At 71.6% G+C, this 23,846-nt stretch carries 23 protein-coding genes and 1 pseudogene; 13 read left to right on the top strand and 11 right to left on the bottom strand.

Annotated features, from left to right (window positions below; translation table 11 throughout):
- Positions 1-47 precede the first annotated feature (47 nt).
- Positions 48-917 (bottom strand): alpha/beta fold hydrolase, encoded by an 870-nt coding sequence (locus AERO9AM_RS02465; protein WP_159574738.1) that lies wholly within the window; start codon positions 915-917, stop codon positions 48-50.
- A 118-nt stretch (positions 918-1,035) separates the two neighbouring features.
- Between AERO9AM_RS02465 and AERO9AM_RS02460 the strand changes: the two genes are divergently transcribed.
- The 7 genes and pseudogenes from AERO9AM_RS02460 (at position 1,036) to AERO9AM_RS02435 (ending at position 7,796) form a co-directional block, all read left to right on the top strand.
- A complete protein-coding gene (locus AERO9AM_RS02460) occupies positions 1,036-1,482 on the top strand; it encodes a MarR family winged helix-turn-helix transcriptional regulator (RefSeq protein ID WP_159574737.1) in 447 nt (148 codons plus the stop codon).
- Positions 1,483-1,487: 5 nt separating this feature from the next.
- Positions 1,488-2,861, top strand: coding sequence for an MFS transporter (locus tag AERO9AM_RS02455; protein WP_159577322.1), 1,374 nt, complete (start codon positions 1,488-1,490; stop codon positions 2,859-2,861).
- 80 nt (positions 2,862-2,941) lie between these two features.
- Complete coding sequence (locus AERO9AM_RS17660) at positions 2,942-3,730, top strand: hypothetical protein (protein WP_442923247.1); 789 nt, start codon at positions 2,942-2,944, stop codon at positions 3,728-3,730.
- A pseudogene (locus AERO9AM_RS02450) lies at positions 3,616-4,623 on the top strand (molybdopterin-dependent oxidoreductase); the annotation flags it as partial. The gene AERO9AM_RS17660 and the pseudogene AERO9AM_RS02450, both read left to right, overlap by 115 nt.
- A 77-nt stretch (positions 4,624-4,700) precedes the next feature.
- Entirely contained in the window at positions 4,701-5,681 is a 981-nt protein-coding gene (locus AERO9AM_RS02445) for an ABC transporter ATP-binding protein (RefSeq protein ID WP_201298564.1), read from the top strand.
- Positions 5,678-7,294, top strand: a complete 1,617-nt coding sequence (locus AERO9AM_RS02440) for an ABC transporter permease (protein WP_159574736.1) — start codon at positions 5,678-5,680, stop codon at positions 7,292-7,294. The genes AERO9AM_RS02445 and AERO9AM_RS02440 overlap by 4 nt, the downstream gene beginning before the upstream one ends.
- A 7-nt stretch (positions 7,295-7,301) precedes the next feature.
- The gene (locus AERO9AM_RS02435; protein WP_159574735.1) at positions 7,302-7,796 is read left to right on the top strand and encodes a GbsR/MarR family transcriptional regulator; all 495 of its coding nucleotides are present in this window, start codon (positions 7,302-7,304) and stop codon (positions 7,794-7,796) included.
- 28 nt (positions 7,797-7,824) lie between these two features.
- On the opposite strand, the gene rocD is transcribed toward AERO9AM_RS02435, so the two are convergent.
- The 5 genes from rocD to AERO9AM_RS02410 all read right to left on the bottom strand — a co-directional run bounded on the left by rocD (position 7,825) and on the right by AERO9AM_RS02410 (position 15,331).
- A complete protein-coding gene (gene rocD, locus AERO9AM_RS02430) occupies positions 7,825-9,039 on the bottom strand; it encodes an ornithine--oxo-acid transaminase (RefSeq protein WP_159574734.1) in 1,215 nt (404 codons plus the stop codon).
- Positions 9,036-9,914: a dimethylargininase gene (gene ddaH / locus AERO9AM_RS02425; protein WP_159574733.1), complete on the bottom strand. Its 879-nt coding sequence runs from the start codon at positions 9,912-9,914 to the stop codon at positions 9,036-9,038. Before ddaH ends, rocD begins: the two co-directional genes overlap by 4 nt.
- A gap of 151 nt (positions 9,915-10,065) precedes the next feature.
- Entirely contained in the window at positions 10,066-13,932 is a 3,867-nt protein-coding gene (locus AERO9AM_RS02420) for a proline dehydrogenase family protein (RefSeq protein ID WP_159574732.1), read from the bottom strand.
- A 258-nt stretch (positions 13,933-14,190) separates the two neighbouring features.
- Positions 14,191-14,637 carry a hypothetical protein gene (locus tag AERO9AM_RS02415; RefSeq protein WP_159574731.1) on the bottom strand — a complete coding sequence of 149 codons (447 nt, stop codon included), beginning with the start codon at positions 14,635-14,637 and terminating at the stop codon, positions 14,191-14,193.
- 130 nt (positions 14,638-14,767) lie between these two features.
- Entirely contained in the window at positions 14,768-15,331 is a 564-nt protein-coding gene (locus tag AERO9AM_RS02410; protein WP_159574730.1) for an acyl-CoA thioesterase, read from the bottom strand.
- Positions 15,332-15,472: 141 nt separating this feature from the next.
- Here AERO9AM_RS02410 and AERO9AM_RS02405 point away from each other — a divergent pair, with 141 nt between their 5' ends.
- The gene (locus tag AERO9AM_RS02405; RefSeq protein WP_159574729.1) at positions 15,473-15,979 is read left to right on the top strand and encodes a GNAT family N-acetyltransferase; all 507 of its coding nucleotides are present in this window, start codon (positions 15,473-15,475) and stop codon (positions 15,977-15,979) included.
- A gap of 144 nt (positions 15,980-16,123) precedes the next feature.
- Here the strand turns inward: AERO9AM_RS02405 and AERO9AM_RS02400 are convergent, their stop codons facing one another.
- The 3 genes from AERO9AM_RS02400 to AERO9AM_RS02390 form a co-directional block, all read right to left on the bottom strand.
- Positions 16,124-17,263, bottom strand: coding sequence for a cytochrome b/b6 domain-containing protein (locus AERO9AM_RS02400; RefSeq protein WP_236602448.1), 1,140 nt, complete (start codon positions 17,261-17,263; stop codon positions 16,124-16,126).
- Positions 17,264-17,832: 569 nt separating this feature from the next.
- The gene (locus tag AERO9AM_RS02395) at positions 17,833-18,813 is read right to left on the bottom strand and encodes an electron transfer flavoprotein subunit alpha/FixB family protein (RefSeq protein WP_159574727.1); all 981 of its coding nucleotides are present in this window, start codon (positions 18,811-18,813) and stop codon (positions 17,833-17,835) included.
- Between the two features lie 2 nt (positions 18,814-18,815).
- A complete protein-coding gene (locus tag AERO9AM_RS02390; RefSeq protein WP_159574726.1) occupies positions 18,816-19,592 on the bottom strand; it encodes an electron transfer flavoprotein subunit beta/FixA family protein in 777 nt (258 codons plus the stop codon).
- A gap of 172 nt (positions 19,593-19,764) precedes the next feature.
- Here AERO9AM_RS02390 and AERO9AM_RS02385 point away from each other — a divergent pair, with 172 nt between their 5' ends.
- The 5 genes from AERO9AM_RS02385 to AERO9AM_RS02365 all read left to right on the top strand — a co-directional run bounded on the left by AERO9AM_RS02385 (position 19,765) and on the right by AERO9AM_RS02365 (position 22,197).
- A complete protein-coding gene (locus AERO9AM_RS02385) occupies positions 19,765-20,301 on the top strand; it encodes a MarR family winged helix-turn-helix transcriptional regulator (protein ID WP_159574725.1) in 537 nt (178 codons plus the stop codon).
- On the top strand, positions 20,301-20,753 hold the full coding sequence (locus AERO9AM_RS02380; RefSeq protein WP_159574724.1) for an SRPBCC family protein: 453 nt from the start codon (positions 20,301-20,303) through the stop codon (positions 20,751-20,753). The genes AERO9AM_RS02385 and AERO9AM_RS02380 overlap by 1 nt, the downstream gene beginning before the upstream one ends.
- 10 nt (positions 20,754-20,763) lie before the next feature.
- Positions 20,764-21,204, top strand: a complete 441-nt coding sequence (locus tag AERO9AM_RS02375) for a YdeI/OmpD-associated family protein (protein WP_159574723.1) — start codon at positions 20,764-20,766, stop codon at positions 21,202-21,204.
- An 85-nt stretch (positions 21,205-21,289) separates the two neighbouring features.
- Positions 21,290-21,736, top strand: a complete 447-nt coding sequence (locus AERO9AM_RS02370; protein ID WP_201298563.1) for a MarR family winged helix-turn-helix transcriptional regulator — start codon at positions 21,290-21,292, stop codon at positions 21,734-21,736.
- A 38-nt stretch (positions 21,737-21,774) separates the two neighbouring features.
- On the top strand, positions 21,775-22,197 hold the full coding sequence (locus AERO9AM_RS02365; RefSeq protein ID WP_159577318.1) for an organic hydroperoxide resistance protein: 423 nt from the start codon (positions 21,775-21,777) through the stop codon (positions 22,195-22,197).
- A 159-nt stretch (positions 22,198-22,356) separates the two neighbouring features.
- On the opposite strand, the gene AERO9AM_RS02360 is transcribed toward AERO9AM_RS02365, so the two are convergent.
- Both AERO9AM_RS02360 and AERO9AM_RS02355 read right to left on the bottom strand, forming a co-directional pair.
- Positions 22,357-22,893, bottom strand: a complete 537-nt coding sequence (locus AERO9AM_RS02360) for a putative immunity protein (RefSeq protein WP_159574722.1) — start codon at positions 22,891-22,893, stop codon at positions 22,357-22,359.
- Positions 22,894-22,898: 5 nt separating this feature from the next.
- Complete coding sequence (locus AERO9AM_RS02355; protein ID WP_159574721.1) at positions 22,899-23,675, bottom strand: enoyl-CoA hydratase-related protein; 777 nt, start codon at positions 23,673-23,675, stop codon at positions 22,899-22,901.
- Positions 23,676-23,846: the final 171 nt, after the last annotated feature.

Here is a 23,846-nt window from a genome sequence, read left to right as displayed (position 1 = left end):
TGTGCACGTATCCGCACGGCGGTGCGCGCCGGGATCCGCCCGCCCGCTCAGACGCGCGCGGGGACGTGCTTGTCGAGCCAGGCGAGCAGGTCCGCCCGCACCTCGGACTGCTGCAGCTCGTTGAAGATCTCGTGGCGCGCGTCCGGATACACCAGCGTCGTGACGTCGCTGAGGCCGGAGCGGTTGCGGTAGTCGTCGGCCAGGCGGTGCACGCTGCGCGGTCCGCCGACCGGGTCGTCGCGCCCGACCATGAGCAGCACCGGCACGTCCCTCGGGTAGTCCTTGCCCGGGCGGCCGTACAGGCGCGCGGCCTCGATCGGACCGAAGAGCTTGAGCAGCGGCACCTCGGTGGTGAGCGGGTCGGCGCGGAAGTCGGCCCACACCGCGGGATCGCGGGACAGCCACTCCAGTCCGTGAGCGTCCGGCCCCTTCCAGCGGGCGTTCAACGGCAGGGAGTTCAGGTCGCGCGGCGTGCGGTGCGCGGTCCCCGTGAGGATCACCGCGTCGTACGCGTCGGGGTGGGCATCGAGCACCATCTGCGACAGGAACGATCCCCAGGAGTGCCCCAGCAGCACGAGCGGGAGCCCGGGGTTCTCCGTGCGGATCAGCTCGGTGAGCTGCCACTCGTCGGCGACGACCGCGCGCAGTCCCCCGGGGCCGAGCCTGCCGAGCCGGGACGCGTCGCCGTGCTGCTTCATGCCGGTCCGGCCGTGACCGCGGTGATCGTCCGCGTACACGATGAAGCCGGCGGCGGTGAGATCGGCGATCAGCGCGCCGTAGCGCCCCGCGTGCTCCCCCACGCCGTGCAGCAGCTGCACGACGCCTCTCGGGGTCACGCCGTCGGGGACCGGATGCACGTCGTAGACGATCGCGATGCCGTGTGCGTCGGTGAACTCGGCGGTGCGGGACTCAGCCATGCCCCCGAGTCTACGGATCCGGCGCCGCGCCCGCGGTTCGGCGTCGGCGGATGACGTGCGTGCGGCGTGGGCGGATCCGGATCCGATTCTCCAGAAACTTAGTTAGGCTATCTAAGCGATGGATGACGAGAGACTGCACGAGACCGCGACCGAACTGCGCCTCGCCACGTTCCGTCTCGCCCGCCGCCTGCGCTCGGTGCGCGCCGTGGACAGCCGCAACATCGCGATGAGCGACGCCCAGCTCGGCGCGCTGGCGGCACTGCGCGCGCACGGGAGGCACTCCCTCACCGCCCTCGCCGATCGCGAGCGCGTGACCGCCCCCACGATGAGCTCGCTCGTGACAGGGCTCGAGGAGCAGGGCTACGTCACTCGGATCCCGGACGACCAGGACCGGCGCCGCGTGCACGTCGAGATCACCCCGGCCGGCGAGCAAGTGGTGGCGGAGACCTTCGAGCGTCGCACCCGCCTGCTCATGGCCGAGATCACCGAGCTCGACTTCACCGTCGACGAGCTGGACCTGCTGCACCGGGCGAGCATCCTGATGCGGAAGCTGGCCGAGCTGTGAGCCAGATGTTCCGCTCTTTCTCGGCGTTCAACTACCGGATCTGGTTCTTCGGCGCGATCATCTCGAACATCGGCGGCTGGATGCAGTCCACCGCGCAGGACTGGGTGGTGCTGACCGAGCTCACCCACAACGACGCCACCGCGATGGGCGCCACGATGGCGCTGCAGTTCGGCCCTCCCCTGGTGCTGGTCGGGCTCACCGGCCGCGTCGCCGACCGGTTCGACCGGAGGCGGATCCTGCTCGTCACGCAGTCGACGCTCATGGTGCTCGCGCTGTGCGTCGCCGTGCTGCTGCTCACGCACGTGATGACGCTCCCGCTGATGCTGGCCTTCGCGGCCTGCTTCGGCATCGCGAACGCGTTCGATGCCCCTGCGCGGCAGGCCTTCGTGTCCGACATGGTCTCGATGGAGAACGCGTCGAACGCCGTCGCCCTGAACTCGGCCTCCTTCAACATGGCCCGGCTGATCGGGCCCGCGGTCGGCGGGCTCGCGATCGTCGCGCTCGGATCCGGGTGGGTGTTCGTCGCGAACGCGGCGACGTTCCTCGCGATGATCGTGGCGCTGCTGCTCATCCGCACCCGCGAGCTCATCCCGCGTCCGAAGAACCGGCGGGCGGGCGGGCTCCTCGTGGGCCTGCGCTACGTGCGCAGCCGGCCGGATCTGATGGTCGTGTTCGTCATGGTGTTCCTCATCGGCGCGTTCGGCATGAACTTCCCGATCTTCGCCTCCACGATGGCGCTGGAGTTCCACCGGCAGGCGGACGGCTACGGCGTGCTCAGCTCTGTGCTCGCGATCGGATCCCTCACCGGCGCCCTGCTGGCCGCGCGACGCGACCGCGCGCGCGTGCGCGTGCTCATGCTCGCCGCGGGCGGGTTCGGGGTCGCGTCGCTCATCTCGGCGCAGATGCCGACCTACGTCGCCTACGCGATCACCCTGGTCTTCGTCGGCTTCTCCACCGTCACGATGCTCACCACCGCGAACGGCTACGTGCAGACCACGACGGATCCTGCCCTGCGCGGGCGGGTGCTCGCGCTGTACATGGCGGTCGTGATGGGCGCGACCCCGATCGGCGCTCCGATCGCCGGCCGGGTGGCCGACGCCTTCGGACCGCGCGCCGCGATCACGGTCGGCGCGGCGGCGGGCCTGCTCGCCTTCGCCATCGGTGCGGGCTGGATGATGTACTCCGGCCGCCTGCACCGCCGTGAGAACGCGCGCTTCCTGCTCACCCTCGACGAGACCCGCCCCCTGCGCGTCGTGGATGCGATGGAGCGCGCCGCCACACCGCCGATCACCAGCGCGACCACGCCGATCCGCACGGAGGAGGCGACGTCGCCGCGCGACACCCTGCCGGAGCGCCGCCGCGGCGCGGATGACGAGTGAACCGGATCCGATTCCGCGAACTTCTTACGAATCCGTGATCTCCGCGCCGCCCGCCCCCGCGCGGTTCCTACGCTGAGGTCATGATCGGATCCGCGTGGCGCGGCAGGGCGCGAGCGGCCGCCGCAGGGCTCGCCGCCGCGCTGCTCGGCATCGGTGCGGGCGAGCTCGTCGCGACGCTGGTGGCGCCGCAGTCCAGCCCGTTCGCGGTCGTCGGCGGCGTGCTCATCGACGCCGCGCCGGCGTGGGCGAAGGACACCGCGATCGCCCTGTTCGGCACGGGGGACAAGGCGGCGCTGCTCACCGGGATCGCCGTGGTGCTCGTCGTCGTCGCGGGCGCGCTCGGCGTGTGCGAACGGCGCTGGCGCCGTGTCGGCGTCGCCGGTCTCGTGGTGCTCGGCGCGGCGGTCGCCCTGCTGGCGCCGCTGCGCGCCGGCGCCGTGGCGCTCTCGTGGCTGCCCGCGCTCGTGGCCGGCGTCGTCGCCGCGCCACGCGGATCCGATCATGACCTCAGCGTAGGAACCGCGCGGGGGCGGGCGGCGCGGAGATCACGGATTCGTAAGAAGTTCGCGGAATCCTCCCCGACCGCGAGACTGCACCTGCGCGACGAGACAGCCGTCCTCTGCTGCAGTCTCGTCGCGCAGATGCAGTCTCACCGTCCGTCGACGCCGCTCCATCGACCGAGCCGGACGGACCGTCCCGCCGGCGCTTCCTCGCGTGGACCGGCGCGACGGCCGCCCTCGGGATCCTCGCGACCGTCGCGGCCACCGCCGGGCGGGCCGGATCCGTCGCGGTCACCACGGTGCGCAGCGCCCTGCGTCTGCCGAAGCCGGCCGTGCCCGCGGCGCCGATCCCCGCCGGCGCGGCGCTGAAGGTCGACGGGCTCAGCCCGCTGATCACCCCCAACGCAGACTTCTACCGCATCGACACGGCGCTCGTCGTGCCCCAGGTGGATCCGACGCGCTGGCGGCTGCGGATCCACGGCCTGGTCGCGCACGAGGTCACGCTCACCTGGGACGAGCTGCTCGCGCTCCCCCTCGTGGAGGCCCCTGCCACGCTGTCCTGCGTGTCGAACGAGGTCGGCGGCGACCTCATCGGCAACGCGATGTGGCTCGGGTATCCGATCCGCGAGCTGCTCGCGAAGGCGCGGCCCGCGGCCGACGCCGACATGGTGCTCTCCACCTCCGCCGACGGGTTCACCGCGGGCACTCCTCTCGACGCGCTCACCGACGACCGCAACGCGCTGCTCGCGATCGGCATGAACGGCGAGCCGCTCCCGGTCGAGCACGGCTTCCCCGTGCGCATGGTGGTGCCGGGGCTGTACGGCTACGTCTCGGCGACGAAGTGGGTCACCGACCTCGAGGTCACCCGGTTCGACCGCGCCACGGCCTACTGGACCTCGCGCGGCTGGTCCGCCCGGGGCCCGATCAAGCTGGAGTCGCGCATCGACGTGCCCCGCTCCGGCCGCACGGTCCCCGCCGGCGACACCGTCATCGCCGGCATCGCCTGGCAGCCGCACGTCGGCGTCTCCGCAGTCGAGGTGCAGGTCGACGGCGGGCCGTGGCAGCGCGCCGAGCTCGCGCCCGCGATCTCCGCCGACACCTGGGTGCAGTGGCGGCTGCACTGGCGTGCGACAGCGGGACAGCACACGATCCGCTGCCGCGCGACGAGTGCCGACGGCACCGTGCAGACCGCCGACACCGCTCCCCCGGCACCCGACGGCGCGACGGGCTGGCACACGATCGCCGTCACCGTCGGATCCTGACCCTGGACGTGATCCTCACGGAATCCATGCGCTTCACTTCCTTCACGAATTTGTGAATTCGGCGTAGCATCGCCGCCATGAACACGATCATCCGCACCGACGGCCTGACCAAGCACTACGGCCGCGTGCATGCGCTCGACGGACTGGACCTCAGCGTCGACGAGGGCCAGGTGCACGGCTTCCTCGGCCCGAACGGGGCCGGCAAGTCCACCACCATCCGGATCCTGCTGGGCCTCGCCCGCAAGACCGGCGGATCCGCGACGGTCTTCGGGCAGGACCCCTGGCGCGACGCCGTGCAGATCCACCGCCGTGTGGCCTACGTGCCGGGCGACGTCAGCGTCTGGCCGAACCTGTCCGGCGGCGAGGCCATCGACTTCCTGGCGCGGCTGCGCGGTGCGAGGACCAAGGATCCCGGCTACCGCGCCGAGCGGGAGCGGCTGATGACGGCGTTCCAGTTCGACCCCCGCAAGAAGGGCCGCGCGTATTCCAAGGGCAACCGGCAGAAGGTCGCGCTCATCGCGGCGTTCGCCGTGCCCGCGGATCTGTACATCCTCGACGAGCCGACGAGCGGACTGGATCCGCTCATGGAGGTCGTCTTCCGCGACGAGGTGCAGCGGATCCGCCGCGGCGGAGCGACCGTGCTGCTCTCCAGCCACATCCTCTCCGAGGTGGAGCTGCTGTGCGATCGGGTGAGCATCATCCGGGCCGGACGCATCGTCGAATCGGGCACGCTCCAGGAGCTGCGCCACCTCACCCGCACCGAGGTGTCGTTCGAGGCGACGGACGCCTCCGCCCTCGCCGGGATCCCCGGCGCGCACGACGGCGTCCTGGACGACGGGCGGGCACGGTTCACCGTCGACAGCGACGCCGTCTCCGCGGTGCTGCCGGTGCTCGCCCAGCGCAGCGTGGCCGGGCTGCGCATCGAGCCGCCCTCCCTCGAGGAGCTGTTCCTGCGGCACTACGGCGACGACCTCGCCGCGCTCCGGGCCGCCGAGGACGACGACTCGACAGGTGCGGGCACCCGCGCGTCCCGCCGGGTCGCCGCGAGGGAGTCATGATGCTGGCCACCCTGCTGCGGCAGCGCCTGCGCCGCGACTGGCTGCAGCTGCTGCTCTGGATCCTCGCGACCGTGCTCATGGCGTATTCGGGCTTCGCGGGCGTCACCCAGTCGTACGCGACCGTCAAGGACCGCGTCGAGGTGCTCGCCGCGGTGATGGCGAACCCCGTCATCATGATGTTCCGCGGCCTCCCGTCGGGGGCCTCCGAAGGGCAGTTCCTCTCCTTCGAGGTCCTGCCATGGCTGACGATGCTGGCTGCACTCATGAGCACGTTCCTCGCTGTGCGGCACACCCGCGGCGACGAGGAGGCGGGCCGCACCGAGCTCGTCGCCGCGACCGCGGTGGGTCGCGCCCTGCCGACGATCGCGACGATCATCCACGGCATCGCGGCGAACCTCGTGCTCGGGGTGCTGGTGGCGCTCGCGCTGATCGGCTCGAAGCTCGACGCCACCGGATCCTGGCTCATGGGCGCCACCTCGGCGACGACCGGGATCGCGTTCCTCGGCATCGGCCTCATCGCCGCGCAGCTCATGCGCACCTCGCGCGGGGCGAACGCGCTCACTGTGTGGATCCTGGTCGGCACGTTCCTGATCAACGGGATCGGCAACGTCGCGGGAACCCCGAGCGACGACCTCACCCGCATCAGCAGCTCCGGCCTGGTGTGGGTGTCGCCGTTCGGCTGGGCGGAGCAGGCGCGCCCCTACGACACGGATGACGGCTGGCCGGCGCTGCTCGGCGTCGCCTTCGGCCTGATCCTCGCGATCGCGGCGGTGGCGCTGCAGTCCGCGCGCGACATCGGCGAGGGCTTCATCCCGGCGCGGCCCGCCCGCATCCACGCCCGGCCCGCGCTGTCGAGCCCGCACGCACTGGTGTGGCGGCTGACCAACGGCGCCATCGTCGGCTGGGCCGTCGGCGGCGCGCTCACCGGACTGCTCGCGACGAAGCTCTCCGGCCTGGCGGGCGAGATCTCCGGACAGAACCCGGCGGTGCAGCAGATCCTCGACAAGATCGGCAAGGCGGGCAATCTCGAGGAGACCGTGGTCTCGGTGTTCTTCACGATGCTGGGGATCCTCGCCGCCTGCGCGGCCGTGCAGATCGTCGTGCGCGCCCGGCAGGAGGAGGCGCACGGCACGGCGGAGAACGTGCTGGCGCTCCCGGTCGGGCGGGTGCGCTGGCTCGCCGACTACCTGCTCGTGGCGACGTTCGCGATCGCGATCATCGTGGCCGCGGCGATGCTCGCGGCCTTCGCCGGGCTCGCCGGCAATGCGCACGCGTCGTCGCTCGCCCAGGTGGTCGCCGTCGTCGGGCTCGGTCAGGGACTGGCCGCCTGCGTGTTCACGGTGCTCACGGGGCTCGTGTTCGTGCTGCTGCCCCGCGGCACGATCGGGATCGCCTGGGCCCTTGTGCTCCTCGCCACGGTGTTCGGGCTCTTCGGACCCCTGTTCGGGCTGCCGGAATGGACCACGCGGTTCTCGCCGTTCTCGGTCACCCCGATCGTCTCGAACGGCGACACCGACCTGCGCGGCGCCCTGTGGCTGGTGCTCGTGGTCGTGGCGGGGGCCGCCGCGTCGCTGGCCCTCATGCGCCGCCGTGAGCTGCAGCCCGCGGGATGATGGAGTCATGAGCGCGCAGGAACCGGATCCGCCCGTGCACCACGGCGTGGACGCGGCGGAGGAGGCCGCGGCGATGATCACCGCCGTCGGCTTCCCCCGCATGCCCGGCCGCGTGCTGATGGCGCTCATCGCCGCCCCCGCTGAGGGATACAGCGCGGCGGAGCTCGCCGACCGGCTCGGCGTGAGCGCCGCAGCCGTCTCGGGCGCCGTGCGCTACCTGCAGACGATCCAGGTCATCCGCCGCATCTCGCGGCCGGATCGCCGCCGCGACCACTACGTCATCATCCCCGACACCTGGTACGGACTGATGACGAACAACGGTCCGATCTACGAGCGTCTCGCCGCCCACATCGAGGCGATCGGGGCGGAGCACGACGAGGACCACGCGGCGCGCGACCGCGCCTCGGAGATGGCGGAGTTCTTCCGGTTCATGGCGCGCCGGATGCCCGAGCTCGTGGACGAGTGGGAGTCGTACCGCGCGGAGCGCCGCCTGACCGAGTGAGGCCGGCGCTTCCCTGGGGACTCGCGGCTCAGCCCTCGAGCACGAGGCGGAGCTGCTCCAGCGCCCAGTCCAGCTCGGTCGCGCGCACCACGATGGGCGGCGCGATGCGGATGGTCTGACCGTGCGTGTCCTTCACGAGCACGCCGCGGTCGAGGAGCCTCTCCGCGATGTCGCGGCCGGTCCCCCGCGACGGGTCGATGTCGACGCCCGCCCACAGGCCGGCGGAGCGCACCGCGGTGACCCCGTGCCCGATGAGCGCGTCGAGGCCCGCGCGCAGGTGCGCGCCGAGCGCCTTCGCGCGCTCCTGGAACTCCCCCGAGGCCAGCATCTCGACCGCCCGCAGCCCGACCGCTGCCGCAAGCGGGTTGCCGCCGAACGTGGATCCGTGCTCGCCGGGGCGGATCACGCCCAGCACGTCCTCGTTGCCGACGACCGCGGAGACGGGCAGGATCCCGCCGCCGAGCGCCTTCCCGAGCAGGTACAGGTCGGGAACGACGCCCTCACGGTCGCACGCGAAGGTCTCGCCCACGCGGCCGAGGCCCGACTGGATCTCGTCGGCGACGAACAGCACGTTGCGCTCGTCGCAGATCTCGCGGATCCGGCGCAGATACCCGTCGGGCGGGATGATCACGCCGCCCTCGCCCTGGATCGGCTCGATGAGCACGGCGACGGTGTCGTCGGTGATCGCGGCCGCGATGGCCTCGGCGTCGCCATAGGGCACGGCATCGAAGCCGGGTGTGAACGGCCCGAAGCCGTCGCGTGCGGACTCGTCGTCGCTGAAGCCGACGATCGTCGTGGTGCGGCCGTGGAAGTTGCCGTGCGCCACGATGATGCGGGCCGCGTCCGGGCGCACGCCCTTGACGCGGTACCCCCAGGCACGGGCGACCTTGATGCCGGTCTCGACCGCCTCGGCGCCGGTGTTCATCGGCAGAACCAGATCCTTGCCGCACAGCTCTGCGAGCGCTGCGGCGAACGGCTCCAGGCGGTCGCTGCGGAACGCACGGCTGGTGAGCGCCACGCGGCCCAGTTGCTCCTCGAGCGCGGCGACGAGCGCAGGGTGGCGGTGGCCGAAGTTCACGGCCGAGTACGCCGCGAGCAGATCGAGGTACCGCTTGCCCTCGACGTCGGTCACCCAGGCGCCCTCGCCGCGGGCGATCGTCACGTCGAGCGGCGCGTAGTTGCGCGCGACGTGCGGTTCAGCCCCCGCCTTCGTCGCGTCGGTCACGAGTTCGGCGGCCGTCACTTGGCACCGCGCAGTTCCAGCGTGCAGCACTTGATGCCGCCGCCACCGAGGAGCAGCTCGCTGAGGTCGACCGTGATCGGGTTGTAGCCGCGCTCGCGCAGCTGCTTCTCGAAGCCCTTGGCGCGCGGCGAGATGATCACGTTGTAGCCGTCGCTCGCCGAGTTCAGACCGAACACGGCGCCATCCTCGTCCGAGACGAGGATCGCGTCGGGGAAGCGCTCCTCGAGGATCGCGCGGCTGGCGTCGTCGAACGCGTGCGGCAGGTAGGCGATGTTCGCCGTGGCGGGGCCGCCGTTCTCCTCGCCGACGACGGGATCGAGCACCGTCAGCGCCGTGTCGAGGTGGTAGAAGCGCGGGTCGACGAGCTTGAGCGTCACGACCTCGCGACCGAAGACCTCGCTCACCTCGCGGTGGCTGTCGCCCGCGGAGCGGAAGCCGGTGCCGGCGAGGATCACATCGCCCGCCAGCAGGAAGTCGCCCTCTCCCTCGTTGATCTCCTCGGGCAGCACGGTGTCGAAGCCGTGCGTGCGGAACCACTCGGCGAACGCGGGAGCCTCGCCCTGACGCTGTTCGTAGTAGAACGACGGCACGTAGGCGCGGCCGTCGATCACGAAGCCGCCGTTGGCGGTGTAGACCATGTCGGGGTAGCCGGGGAGCGGCTCGATGAGCTCGACCTCGTGGCCCAGCTCGAGGTAGAGGTCGTACAGCTTCTGCCACTGCGCGACAGCCTTCGCCGTGTCGGTCGGGTTCGCCGGCTCCATCCACGGGTTGATGCTGTAGTTCACCGTGAAGTGCTCCGGCTTGCACATCAGGTACCGGCGGTGGTGCGCGGTGCGGGCCGGGGTGGTCGTGGTGGCGGTGTCGGGCGTCGACATGAGGCTCCTCGGAATCCTGGATGCGGCGGACGCTGTCCTCAGGCCCGGCGGTCCTTCGATCCGCTGTGCGGAGAAGATGCGACACGGGCACGCCGTCGTCCATTCTCGCACCCGAGTCTGAGCGTGGCCAGCTCGGTGCGTTCTCGGTCTCTCAGATCACCCCGGCACTCCAGTCGTCGGGGTTGCCGTAGCGGTGCGCGGTGATCGCGATCGCCTGCTCGTGCAGGAACGGCAGCAGCTCGATGCGCCCGGCGGTGGTCACCTCGCCGGCGAAGATCGCCAGATCCGGATCGCCCTGCACCGCCTGGGCGAGCGCCGCGTGCAGTGCGGCGACGTCCTCCGCGGCCCCCACGATGCGCACCCGCTCGGGGCGCTGCGGGGCCTCGGCGTCCCCGTCATGATCCCCGCCGGCCTGCGCGTCGGAGTCCCGCACCCGCTGCCACGGGAGCGGGCCGGACGCGCCCGCCGGCTCGGCCGCCCGGGGCGCGGTGAACCGCTGGATCCACTCCTCGTCGCTCTCCACGAAGACGGTGACCCCGGCCTCGCCCAGCACGCGCCGCACCGCGGCCGGCAGCCCCACCGGGGAGGAGAGCGTGAACGCGCCGCCGCTGCGGATCGCCGCGATCGCCACCCGCAGCAGAACGCGCAGGGGCGCCTCGCCGGTCGCGCGCACGGCGACCGGCACCGGGCGGTAGCGGAACAGGTTGCGCTCCACGCCCAGGCGCGACACGTCGCGCACCCGCCCGAACTCGCGGTCCCAGGCGAGGGCGTCCGACAGCGCCGCGCGCCGCAGCCACTCGAACGCCGTGTAGTCCAGCGACGGCTGGGCCGCCTCGATCAGCGCGGTGATGCGCGAGTCGAGACCGCGCAGGTGCAGGGTGCTCGATCCGGCGCCGCCGGTGTCGCGCCACGAGCCCAGCCCGATGAGATGGTTCGGGCCGCCGGCCTTGGCGCCGCCCCCGACCGCGGAGCGCTTCCACCCGCCGAACGGCTGGCGCTGCACGATCGCGCCGGTGATGCTGCGGTTCACGTACAGGTTCCCCGCCTGCACGCGGTCGAGCCAGAGGGCGAGGTCGTCGGGATCCTGCGTGTGCAGCCCCGCGGTCAGGCCGTACTCGACGGCGTTCTGGAGCTCGACCGCGCGCGCCAGCGTGGGGGCGTGCATGATGCCGAGCACAGGCCCGAAGAACTCCTCGCGGTGGAAACGCGATCCCGGCTGCACGCCGAGGCGGATCCCCGGAGTCCACAGTCTGCCGTCGGATCCGGGGATCTCCCGCGGCTTCAGCAGCCACTTCTCGTCGGCGTCGAGTTCGGTGAGCGCCCAGCGCAGCTTGCCCTGCGGCGGCTCGATCACGGGGCCGACCTCGGCGAGCGGATCCTCGGGCCAGCCCACGTGCAGGGTGCGGGTGGCGTCGAGAAGCTGCCGCGCGAACCGCTTGGAGCGCCCGACCGGCCCCACCAGGATGGCCAGCGACGCTGCCGAGCACTTCTGCCCGGCGTGGGCGAACGCGCTCTTGACGAGGTCTGCGACGGCGAGGTCCAGGTCGGCGGAGGGCGCGATCACGATCGCGTTCTTGCCGCTGGTCTCGGCGTGCAGCGGCAGGTCGTGCCGCCAGCTGCGGAACAGGGCCGCGGTCTCGAAGGATCCGGTGAGGATCACGCGGTCCACATCGGGGTGGGCGATGAGCTCCCGGCCCAGCTCGCCCTCGGCGATGTCGATGAATGCCAGCAGATCCCGCGGGATCCCCGCGTCCCACAGCGCCGCGGCGATCACCGCCGCCGACCGCCGCGCCTGCGGGGCCGGCTTGAACACGACACCGGATCCCGCGGCGAGCGCGGCCAGCACCCCTCCGGCGGGGATGGACAGCGGGAAGTTCCACGGCGGTGCCACGACGGTGAGCCGCGACGGCACGAAGGCCGCCCCGGGCACGGCGTCGAGCTCCCTGGCCCGCGCCGCGTAATACCGGGCGAAGTCGACGGCCTCGCTCACCTCGACGTCACCCTCGGAGAGCACCTTGCCCGTCTCCGCGGCGGCGACCTCGATGAGCTCCGCACGGCGCGACTCGAGCACGGCGGCGACGCGGAGCAGCACCTCGCCGCGCTCGGCAGCCGGGCGGCTGCCCCAGGCCAGAGCCGCCGCGCGCACCCGGGCGATGATGCGGTCGAGCTCGGCCGGGTCGGTGACCTGAGCGCTCTGGACGAGGCCCGCCCCCGCGGCGCTGCCGGGGATGCGCGCGATGATGCCCCGCGCCCATTCCCGGTTCGCCGGGAGTGCGGGGTCGGTGTCGGGGGTGTTGCGGAAGCCGGGAGCGCCGGTGGCGACGGTCGAGTCGTCCTCCCGTGCGGCGAAGACTGCGGTCTCGACGAACGTGTCGCCGGGGTCGGCCGACTCGGCGATCCCCAGCACGGCCTGCGTGAGCGCCGCCGCCTCGGTGTCGGGATCCGTGGTGAGCGCGGCGGACTCGTGCACCGGGGCCAGCCGGTCCTGCTTGCGCCGCGGACCTGTTGGCAGCGCCGGATCGGCCGAGCGCTCCAGGGAGAGCGCGAACCGGTTGATCTCGCGGTCCAGCGCGTCCGGATCCTCATGCAACCGGAAGGCCGACGAGAGGAAGTTCTCCTTCGACGCGTTCTCCTCGAGCCGGCGCACGAGATAGCTGATCGCCACGTCGAACTCGCTCGGCTTCACGACCGGCACGTACAGGAGGACGTGACCGACCTCCCGGCTCACCGCCTCGACCTGCCCCTGCGCCATGCCGAGCAGCATCTCGAACTCGATCGGCGGGGACGCCGCAGTTCCGGTCCCTGAGCCTGTCGAAGGGACAGCAGGGTCTCCGGGCCGTTCGACGAGCTCAGGGTCCGGGGACGTCGGCTCAGAGACCGGAGGCGCCAGCTCCGGGGCCGGATCCGGCCGCACGCCGCGGTCGCCGGCGAGCAGCCAGGCGTACGCGATGTCGAAGAGGTTGTGTCCGGCGATGCCGATGCGCACCGCGCGCACGGCCTCCGGGGTGAGGGCCGCGTCCAGGCAGCGCAGATAGTTGGCGTCCGTGTCGATCTTGGTGTCGTAGGGCGCGGGCGTCCAGCCATGCAGTGCCGCCTCCACCCGCTCCATGGCGAGGTTGGCGCCCTTGACCAGGCGCACCTTGATCGGGGCGCCGCCGTGGTCGACGCGGTCCTTCGCCCAGGCGGTGAGCTCGCGCAGCGCGGGCAGCGCATCGGGCAGGTAGGTCTGCAGCACGATCCCCGCTTCGAGGTGCTTCAGCCGCGGATCCTCCAGGATCCGGGTGAACACCGCGATGGTCAGGTCGAGGTCCCGGTACTCCTCCATGTCGAGGTTGATGAAGGTCTGCGCACTCTTCGGGCTCGTCGACGACCACAGATCCCCCGCGGCCGACAGGTACAGCGGCATCAGCCTCTCGGCGACCCGTTCGACGACCTCGTCGAAGGCCCACATCGAGATCCTGCTCATCACGGACGACACCTTGACCGACACGTAGTCGACGTCGTCACGGCGGATCAGCTCGTGGATCCCGTCCAGCCGGCGCTGCGCCTCCTCCTCGCCGAGCACCGCCTCGCCGAGCAGGTTGAGGTTGAGCCGGGCGCCCCCGGCGCGCAGCTTCGCGATCGCCGGGCCCAGCTTGGCGGCGCGCGCGTCGGCGATGAGGTGACCGACAAGCTCGCGCAGCACGGTGCGGGCGATGGGGACCGTCGGCGCGGGCAGCCCCGGCGCCACCAGGCCGCCGGCGCGCACCGCGGCCCGCAGGTACCAGGGCAGGAATCCCGGCACGAGCGGCGCCACGCGGTGCAGCCCCGAGGCCGCCGCCCCCAGGCTCTCTGGACGCATCACGTCGTCCACGAATCCCAGCGTGAACGGCAGTCCGTGCGGATCCCGCAGCACTCCGGACAGGCGCTCCGCGGCTGGATCGGCATGCGCCTCTGCGGCCTCGTCGATCCAGCGCTGGGCGAGGGCCACGGCCCGGCGGGCGCGCTCGGTCTGCGCGGCGTTCAGCCACTGCGGCATGTGCTGCGGTCCTCCCTCCTCGCGCTGTCGGGTCGGGCGCGCGAGTGCTCACCTCCAGCATGGCGCTCCCCGGACCGCGGAAAGGGGCGGCACGCCCGCCTGGGCGCCCTGAATATGCTGTACGCGTGGGGGAACGGGACCAGCCGCAGGACGCGGCGGGACTACCCCGGCGATGACGCTCGAAGACGGGTGGCCCATCGAGTTGTTTCGACGGGCCACCGGCTTCACGTCCTCGCCGTTACCGCGAGGTTCACCTGTCTAGAAGCGTCCGCGCGCGCTGGCATCGCCTCTCTCGTAGAGATACGCGCAGTCCTCGATGGCCTGCGCGATCCTGTTGGCTTTGCTGACGGCCGCTGACGAATTCCCCTGCCGGATATACGTCTGGAGGTCAGTCACCGCCTGCGCGAAGAGCGTGTTCGCCGAACCGGTGAAAATCGCTCGCCCACACGCCGTGCCGGCACTCGCATAGCTGCTCGCGCTGCTGAAATTGCGAGAACCTGCCGCGTAGGCAGCGCTTCTGAAATTCTGAGCGCAGGCCCTCCACGCGTTCGTGTCGACCCTGATCGAAGCGGCTCTTGCAATTCCAACGGCAGCATGCGGAGCCGCCTCCGCGGCCACTGCGGGCGCCCCAGCGAGCAGCAGGCCCGCGATTGCGGGCACCACCATGATGGTGGCTCTCGTGATGCCCTTCTTCGTCTTACTCATTCGTACCCTCCTTGTCTTCGTCCTCATTGCGAGGACGTCTCGGAACGGTACCAAGCGAGCGCCGACATTCCTTCCTGCTTCCGGCCGGGAGAAACCGAGGCGGCTTCTGGTCACCGCCCTGTTCCCGGCCTCAGTCGTCCCAGACGCTGGGCGCGGGAGCCTTGGTCGGAGGCAGCGCGGAGGCCGCCGCCCAGTCGTGGATCCAGTCCTCGACGCCGGGGACGTCCTCGGGGCGGCCCAGGGCCCCGAAGAACTCCTCGTGGGAGACGGTTCCGCCGGTGCGTCGCAGCATCCGGGCCCGCACGATCACCTTCGCGTACACCTCGCCGTCGACCACGGCGCGGTGCTCCAGGAACAGCGCCTTCTCGTCGTGACCGATGAAGCGCGACTCGACGTCGAAGCGCTGCCAGAGTTCGAGCGACTTGCGGAACGTGATCGTCTCGCTCGACACCACCGCGTACCACCCGCGCTGCTTCATGGCGTCGAACAGTCCCGTCCGGATCAGCAGATCCCATCGGCCCAGATCGAAGAGCGACAGATACCGGCCGTTGTTCATGTGCCGGAGGATGTCGATGTCGGTCGGCAGCGTCGTGAGGTGGATGCGGCCGACCGCGGTCGGCGCGAGGCTCTGGCCACGACGGACGCGGCGGCGGGCGGACAGGATGACGAGGAGGGTGCGCCAGATCACGTTCACACGGGGAGCGTAGTGAATCCGGCACGGATCCCGGGAAACGTTTGTCGGATCCGCACAGTCCCGCCAGGGCCGGAAACCGCCTCGAAACAGAGCGCCACCCTCGATTTCGCGTCAGCGCACCGCGCGCGTAGAGTCACGATCATGAGCGCCGAAGCCCTTCCCAACGTCACCGTCCGGCCCGTTCGCGATGTGGATGCCGAAGCGCTCGGCCGCGTGCACGCGAAGTGCTGGCACGAGACCTACGACCACCTGATCAGCACGGCGACGCTCGAAGCGGTGTCGCCGAAGCGCCTCGCGGAGCTGTGGACGCACTGGGCGTCGCAGGGCCCCGAGTACCGCATGAGTGCGGCTCTCGTCGACGGTGAGATCGTCGGATTCGTCGGATCCGGACCTGCCCGCGACGAGAACCCGCCGGCCGAGCGCGAACTGTTCTTCATCTACCTGCTGGACGCCTGGCACGGAACCGGCATCGGCCAGCGCCTGTTCGACGCCGCGGTGGCCGCCGACGAGCACTGCTACCTCTGGGTCGCCGAGGACAACCCCCGCGCGCACCGCTTCTACGCCCGCAACGGGTTCACGCTGGACGGTGCATCGCAGCAGGAGCCGTTCCTCGGCGAGACGATCAAGGAAGTCCGCTTCGTCCGCTGACGACTGCCCTCTTCACGCCTCTGCATCGAGGCCCCTCCGGAGCATCCGCGCCCCCCTCTGGGATGCGGCCCTGCGAGGGGGCCTCGATGCTGCGAGGGGGCGTCGACGCGGACCGACCCGGCATCCACCGCCAGGGTGCCGAGGTCAGCGCCCGGAGACCTGCCCGAACAGCTTCGCGATCGGGGCGAGCACGAGCGGACGCGCGGCGATCCAGCCGCCCGCGATCACCGCGAGCGACAGCAGGAACACCCAGAACCCGGTCCAGGTCACCGCGTCCTGCGCGGCGAACATGTGGTTCAGGTTGCGCAGCATCCCCGTCAACAGCACGAGAGCGACGTGCACCACGATGAACGCCACGAAGAAGAGCATCGTCGGGAAGTGCACGGCGCGGGCGAGCTCGATCGGGTACGCCTTCGACAGCCCCTCGGCCTTCTTCGGCCACAGCCCCGACATGCGGAAGCCTGTGGCGATGGCGACCGGCGCGGCGAGGAACACGACGGTGAAGTAGGCGAGCTGCTGCAGGCTGTTGTAGTTCACCCAGCCGTTCTCGGTGGGCCAGTCGAACGAGACGTACTGCAGCGCCGCCGAGAGGGCGTTCGGGAACACCTCCCAGCTCGTCGGCACGAGCCGCATCCACTGCCCGGTGACGAACAGCAGCACGATGAAGATCACGCCGTTGAGGATCCAGAGCAGATCGAGCGCCTGGTGGAACCAGAGCGTGAGGCTGATCTTGCCCTTCGGGTTTCCGCGCGGCGTCCAGAACGCGGTCGGGCGCTTCTCCGTGCGCACCCGCAGCCCCGACCGGATGATCAGGGTCATCAGGAACACGTTGAAGAAGTGCTGCCAGCCGACCCACGCGGGAAGCCCCACCGGGGCGCCCGCAGGCAGGTGGTACTCCCCCGGATACGTCGCGAGGAAGTCCTGCATGAACGGAAGACTGAGGAACGCGCGCACGATCGCGATCGCCGCGCCCGCGAGCACGGCGAGGCCCGCCGCCGCGAACAGCCCGCTCAGCGCCTGCGGCCAGGTCGGCCGGAGCTTCGAGGGCGCCGCCTCGGCCGTTACGTGACGCGGAGCGGATCCGTTCCACACCGTGCGGGTGAACGGCAGCGGCGTCGACACGTCGGGGCGGCGCGCGACAGCGGTCGCCGGGCTCGCCGCTTCGGTCGCGGAGCGTGTCGAAGCGCCCGAGGCCACGGCCGAAGCCGCAGCAGGCGTCGGCTCGGGTCGCGGCTCGGTCCCTTCGACGAGCTCAGGGGCCGGTTCGGCTGCTCGCGTCGTCACCGTGCCGGCGGGGGGCCACGGCTCACCGCCCGCGACGCGAGGAAGGCCGCGCCGCAGCGGGGATCCGGACGCGACTGCGGAGCCGCCCCCGGTCGCTGAGCTTGCTGAAGCACCAGAGGCTATGGCCGGAGCCGCGGCGGGCGTCGGCTCGGGTTGCCACTGTGTCCCTTCGACACGCTCAGGGACCGGGATGGGCATCTCGGTCGGAGAGCTCGCACCAGCCGCCGCACCGGCGGGGGGCCAGGGCTCTCCACCCGCGACCCGCGGCAGGCCGCGGCGCAGCGCGGATCCGATGGCTGGCGCGGCGGGAGCATCGCGAGCAGTGTCCACTGGCGCCGAGATGCTCTTCGCTCCTTCTCCGACGCTCGGAGCGACGGTTTCCATCCCGGGCGCCGAGGCCAGCACCGGGGAGATGGATTCCGCTGCTGCGGGAACGCCCGGAGCGACGTTTTCCATCTCGACGGCGCGCTCCTCGCCAGGAGCTGCCTCGCCGAACGCGACCTCGACGGCCGGGGGCCACGGCTCGCCGCCGCGGGTGCGCGGCAGTCCCCTGCGCAAGGTCGTCATGGCTACTTCTTCCGCGCGCGCAGCTGCTCGATCACCTGCGGCACGACCGTGAACAGATCGCCCACGATGCCGAAGTCCGCGACGTCGAAGATCGGCGACTCGGGATCCTTGTTGATCGCGACGATCGTCTTCGCGGTCTGCATGCCGGCGCGGTGCTGGATCGCGCCGGAGATGCCGAGCGCGATGTAGAGCTGCGGCGAGACGGAGACGCCGGTCTGCCCGACCTGGTGCGCGTAGGGGATGTACCCCGCGTCCACGGCCGCCCGGGAGGCGCCGACCGCGCCGCCCAGCTCGTCGGCGAGCTCCTCGACGAGCGCGAAGTTCTCCTTGGACCCGAGTCCGCGCCCGCCCGAGACGACGACCTTGGCGCCGCGCAGCTCGGGGCGGGACGACGTCGCCTCGACGGCCTCGATCGCCTCACCCGTCGCCGCCGGTGCGCCCGAGGGCTCCACGGCGAGCGCTTCCACGCGGGCATCGGCGACGGCCTCGGCCCTGGCGTCGATCGCCCCCTGGCGCACCGTGATGACGGGAGCGCCGAAGGTGGGCGCCGAGTCGGTGAGGAACGCCCCGCCGTAGACCGAGTGGTGCGCCACCACGCCCTCGTCGTCGCGGGAGACGCCGATCGCGTCGACGGACAGCGCCAGGTGCTCGCGCACGGCGAGCCGCCCCGCGGCGTCGCGCCCGGCGATCGAGTTCGCCACGAGCACGGCATCCGGGCGCACCGCGCGGTACGCCGCCTGCAGTGCGTCGACGACGGGCACGGTCACCGCGCTGCCGTCGATGTCGGCGGTCAGCACGACCTCCGCGCCGGCGGCGACGGCCGCGTCCACGGCGGCCTGAGCGGTCCCGGCGGGGGCGGCCACCAGGGCCACCGGGGCGCCGAGCTGTGCGGCGGCGCCGAGCAGGCCCGCGGTCGAGGGCGACGCGGCGCCGGAGGGCGACACGTCGACGAGGACGAGGATCGCGTTGTCGGGGTACGCCATGGTCACACCAGCCTGTTCTGCACCAGGAACTCGACGAGCTGCGCGGCCGCGTCTCCCTCGTCGGTGATCTTCACGCCCGCCGCGCGCGGCGGCTTCTCCGCCACCGCCGTGAGGATGGTCTGCGGCGCTTCGGCCGGGTCCGCGCTCACGCCGAGGTCGGCGAGGGAGAGCACCTCCAGCGGCTTCTTCTTGGCGGCCATGATGCCCTTGAAGTTCGGGAAGCGGGCATCGGGCAGCGCCTCCGTGATCGAGATCACCGCGGGCAGCGGAACCGTCACCTGCTGGGATCCGAAATCGGTCGCCCGCGTCGCGGTGACAGCGTCGGCGCCGATCGTGACGGCGCTCAGCGCGGTGGCCTGCGCGAACCGGAGGTGCTCCGCGAGCATCGCGGGGATCACGCCGCCGGAGCCGTCGGTCGAGAGGTTGCCCGTGATCACGAGGTCGGGCTCGCCGCGCCGGATCGCCGCTGCGAGCACCGCGGCCGTGAGCCCGAGGTCGGCGCCCCGCAGCGCGTCGTCGACGACGTGCACGGCCGATCCGGCGCCGATCGCGAGAGCCCGTCGGATCGATGCGGTCGCCGACTCGGGCGCCATGGTCAGCGCCACCACCTCGGTGCCGGGGTTCGCGTCGGCGTAGCTCAGCGCCACCTCGAGCGCGCGTTCGGTGATCTCGTCGAGCACCACCTCGCCCGCGCCGCGGTCGGCCAGACCCGTCTCCAGGTCGAGCTTGCGGTCCCCGTACGTGTCGGGCACCTCTTTCACCAGGACGTAGATCTTCATCGAACCTCCGTTGCGCTTGTGATGAGTCTAGCGGGCATCGTCGGTGACATTCGATCTCATGACCGATGACATCCAGTCTCATCGGCTCGGATCCGAAGCACCCTTTCGCGACCGCGCGCAGCACCTCCGCGAGGCAACGGGGAACCGGCGCCGACCCCGGTAACGTAGGGGCATGGCCCGCCCGCACCCGCTGCCCATCGACCCGCTCGCCGAGGCGAAGCGGCAGTGGCTGGCGCACGGCTGGACCGAGGCCGCCGACGGCATGTCGCTCGTCACGTCGGTGATGCGCGCGCAGCAATTGCTGCTGGCTCGCGTCGATGCGGCGCTGCGGCCGTTCACGCTGTCGTTCGCCCGGTACGAGGTGCTGCGCCTGCTCGCGTTCAGCCGCACCGGCACCCTCCCGCTGTCCAGCGTCGTGGCGCGCCTGCAGGTGCACGCGACCAGCGTCTCCAGCACCGCGGACCGGCTCGTGCGCGACGGCCTCATCGCCCGGCACCGCGATCCCCACGACGGACGCGCCGCCCTGCTCGAGCTCACCGAGACCGGGCGCGACCTGGTCGAGCGCGCGACCGCAGCGCTCAACGACGAGGTGTTCGCCGATCCGGGCATCTCCGCGCAGGACACCGCGGACCTGGTGGCGATCGTGGCGCGCATGCGCAAGGCGGCGGGCGACTTCGCCGACCCTCGCCCGCAGCCGGATCCGCTCTGATGGGGTCGTTCGTCCTCGAGCGGACGATCGCCGCACCCGTGGAGCGGGTGTTCGCGCTCTCCCTCGACGTCGGCGTGCACGTCGCGTCGATGTCGGCGCACGCCGAGCGCATCGTCGGCGGGGTCGACGCGGGGCTCATGGCGGAGGGCGACACGGTGACCTGGTCGGCCCGGCACTTCGGGATCCGGTTCCGGATGACGTCCCTGGTGTTCGACATCGATGCACCGCACGCCTTCTCCGATCGCCAGATCCGCGGCCCGTTCGCCGCCTTCCGGCACCAGCACACGTTCACGCCCGCACCCGGTGGCACCCTGATGCGCGACGAGATCGACTTCCGGTCGCCGCTCGGCCCGCTCGGACGACTCGTCGACGCGCTCGTGATGCGGCAGCACCTCATCCGGCTCATCGAGCAGCGCAACGACACCCTCGCCCGCCAGGCGGAGCAGCCGTAGGCTGGCCGGCATGAGCGAGCTCCGGATCCGCACCACCCTCGAGCCCATGGGCCCTGCTGGAGCCATCGTGCTCACCGACGCCCAGGTCGCCGAACTGAGCAGCAGGAAGGCGTTCCCGGTCGCGGTCACGATCCGCGAGAAGACGGCACGACTGCGTCTGGCGCGGATGGGCGGGAAGAACCTCATCGGGTTCAGCAAGGCCAACCGCGCCGCGGTGGGGCTCGAGCTCGGCGACGAGTTCGACGCCGTGATCACGGCCGACACTGCGGAGCGCACCGTGGACGTCCCCGACGAGCTCGCGACCGCCCTCGCCGACGCCGGGCTGACCGCGGCCTACGAGGCGCTGAACTACACGCGGCGCAAGGAGATCGCGCGCTCCGTCGCCGATGCCAAGCAGGAGGCGACCCGCGAGCGCCGCATTGAGAAGGCGCTGGACGAGCTCCGCGGCTGAGGCCGCACCGCCACCGCGCATCGCATCGGCGCACTCGCATCTCGCTTAAGTTGTGCACAACTCACTTGTGTGCAATGCTTTCTGCATGGCCGCAACCGACGAGATGGTGTGCTTCGCGCTCTACGCCGCGACGCGCGCGACGACCCAGGCGTATCGGACGCTGCTCGCCCCCTGGGGCCTCACCTACCCGCAGTACCTGGTGCTGGTGACGCTATGGCTCGACGGCGAGCAGACCGTGTCATCGCTCGGCGAGCGCCTGCAGCTCGACTCGGGCACGCTGTCGCCGCTGCTGCGGCGCATGGAGCAGAGCGACCTGATCGTGCGCGAACGGCGCTCCCCCGATGAGCGCGTCGTCTCGATCGCGCTGACCGATCGCGGCCGCCGCCTCCGCGACGAACTCCGCGACATCCCCCGGCAGATCGCCGAGGGGTTCGCGCTCCCCGACCGCACCAGCGCCGAAGACCTCATCCGCCGGCTGCACGACATCTCCTCCTCCATGCACGCGGTCGCCGCACGCGTGGCCGAGGACTGAATCGTCGCATCCGCACCTCGATCAGAAGGAGATCACCCATTGACGTCCTCTACACCGCCGAAGCCATCGCGACGGGAGCCGGCCGCAACGGACGCGTCGTGACCACCGACCGCCGGGTCGACCTCGACCTCGCCATCCCTCGGGAGATGGGCGGATCCGGCAACGGCGCGAACCCCGAGCAGCTCTTCGCCGCGGGGTACAGCGCCTGCTTCCACTCGGCGCTGCAGTCGGTGGCCCGCGCACAGAAGGTCTCCATCGCCGACTCCTCCGTCGCCGGCCGCGTGCAGATCGGCCCGAACGGTCAGGGCGGCTACCAGCTCGCGGTGCGCCTCGACGTCGTCATCCCCGGGCTCGAGCAGGCGCAAGCGCAGGCGCTCGCCGACGCCGCGCACCAGGTGTGCCCCTACTCGAATGCGACCCGCGGCAACATCGAGGTGACGGTGGTCGTCTCCGAGGACTGATCCGAGTCCCGTAGCCAGGTCCACGCGCCCCCTCTCCGTCGGAAAACGAAGAGGGGCGCGCGCATGCACCGGCGTGTCGCCCGGTGCGGCGTGACGCGCCCCGACACGCCAAGAGCGTCTCCGTTTTCCGACACAGGGCGGAGAGGAAGCGGATCCTGTTCAGTCGCCTTCGTAGACGTACGCGTCGAACCGCGCCGGGATGTTCATCCGCTGCCACGCGAGCTCCTCGTCGCGGCGGGAGCGGTCGCCGGGGAACGCGCGCGCCGTGTGCCGCGGCACCTGGCGACTGTGCCCGGCGAGATGAGCGACGGCGACGGCCTGCCCGCACACGCGGGCAGCGGCCACGGCGCTGGGATCCCGCGCCTGCCGGGCCGCCTCGTGGCAGGCGAACGCCTTCTCGCGAACGGCGTCGATGTCCAGTTCGCCGCGCAGGAACGCCTCCGCCGCGGCGAGCGCCTCGCGCGGACGGTCGTCGTCGGGCCGCTCCGCCTGGAACAGCGGCAGCAGCCGCTCGGCGCAGGCGATGGTCCAGCCGACCAGCTCGCGCCGGTCGTCCTCGCTGAGGCGCAGGTCGGTGACGTCCGGCAGCGCGCCGTCGGCGAACAGCGGCACCACGTTCGACGCCTCACCGAACGCGTCGAGGGATGCGCTCTGGCGCGGATCCGGAGAGGATCCGAGTGCGCGGATGTCGGCCATATCGGTCACCGATTCACGAACTGGGGCGGACGCTTCTCACGGAAGGCGGCCATGCCCTCCTTCTGATCGACGGTGTCGAACAGCGAGGCGAAGGCCTCCCGCTCGATGTCGAGCCCGGCCGCGAGCGGGGTCTCCATGGCCGCGTCGAGGGCGGCCTTGGCGGCGAGGATCGACGGCAGCGACTTCGACGCGATCGTCTCGGCCAGCGCCGACGCCTCGGTCAGCAGCTCCGCCGCGGGCACGACCCGTGAGACCAGACCCGCCCGCTCGGCCTCCTCGGCGCCCATGATGCGGCCGGACAGCACGAGCTCGGCGGCCTTGTAGTAGCCGACCGCTCGGATCAGGCGCTGCGTGCCGCCCATGCCCGGGATCACGCCGAGGTTCACCTCCGGCTGCCCGAACTTCGCGGTGTCCGCGGCCAGGATGATGTCGCACATCATGGCGAGCTCGCACCCGCCGCCCAGGGCGAAGCCCGACACGGCGGCGATCACGGGCGTGCGCACCGCGGCGAATTCGCGCCAGATGCCGAAGTGGTCGGTCTCCACCATCTCGGCGGCCGACATCGACTCCATCTCCTTGATGTCGGCCCCCGCGGCGAACGCCTTCTCCGAGCCGGTCACCACGATCGCGCCGACGCCCTCATCCGCATCGAACGCGGTGGCGGCCGCGGTGACCTCCTCGGCGATCTGCGAGTTCAGCGCGTTCAGCGCCTGCGGACGGTTCAGGGTGATCCAGCCGACTCGTCCGCGCTGTTCCGTGAGGATCGTCTCGTACTCGGCCATGTCCATCCCTTCGCCGCTTCTTCGTGGCGCTTCCAGTATCCCCGATGACGGTGAACGGACGGTGTCCGCGCCGCCCGTCCCTCTGCCCGGCACGGACCGCGAGACTGCAACCACGCGACGAGACTGCTGCACTCTGCTGCTGTCTCGTCGCCCAGGTGCAGTCTCGCGGAT

The sequence above is a fragment of the Microbacterium sp. 8M genome, assembly GCF_902506375.1.
Lineage (GTDB): Bacteria > Actinomycetota > Actinomycetes > Actinomycetales > Microbacteriaceae > Microbacterium.
Note: the sequence above shows the minus strand (reverse complement) of the source record. Positions and strands in the feature narration are given on the sequence as shown.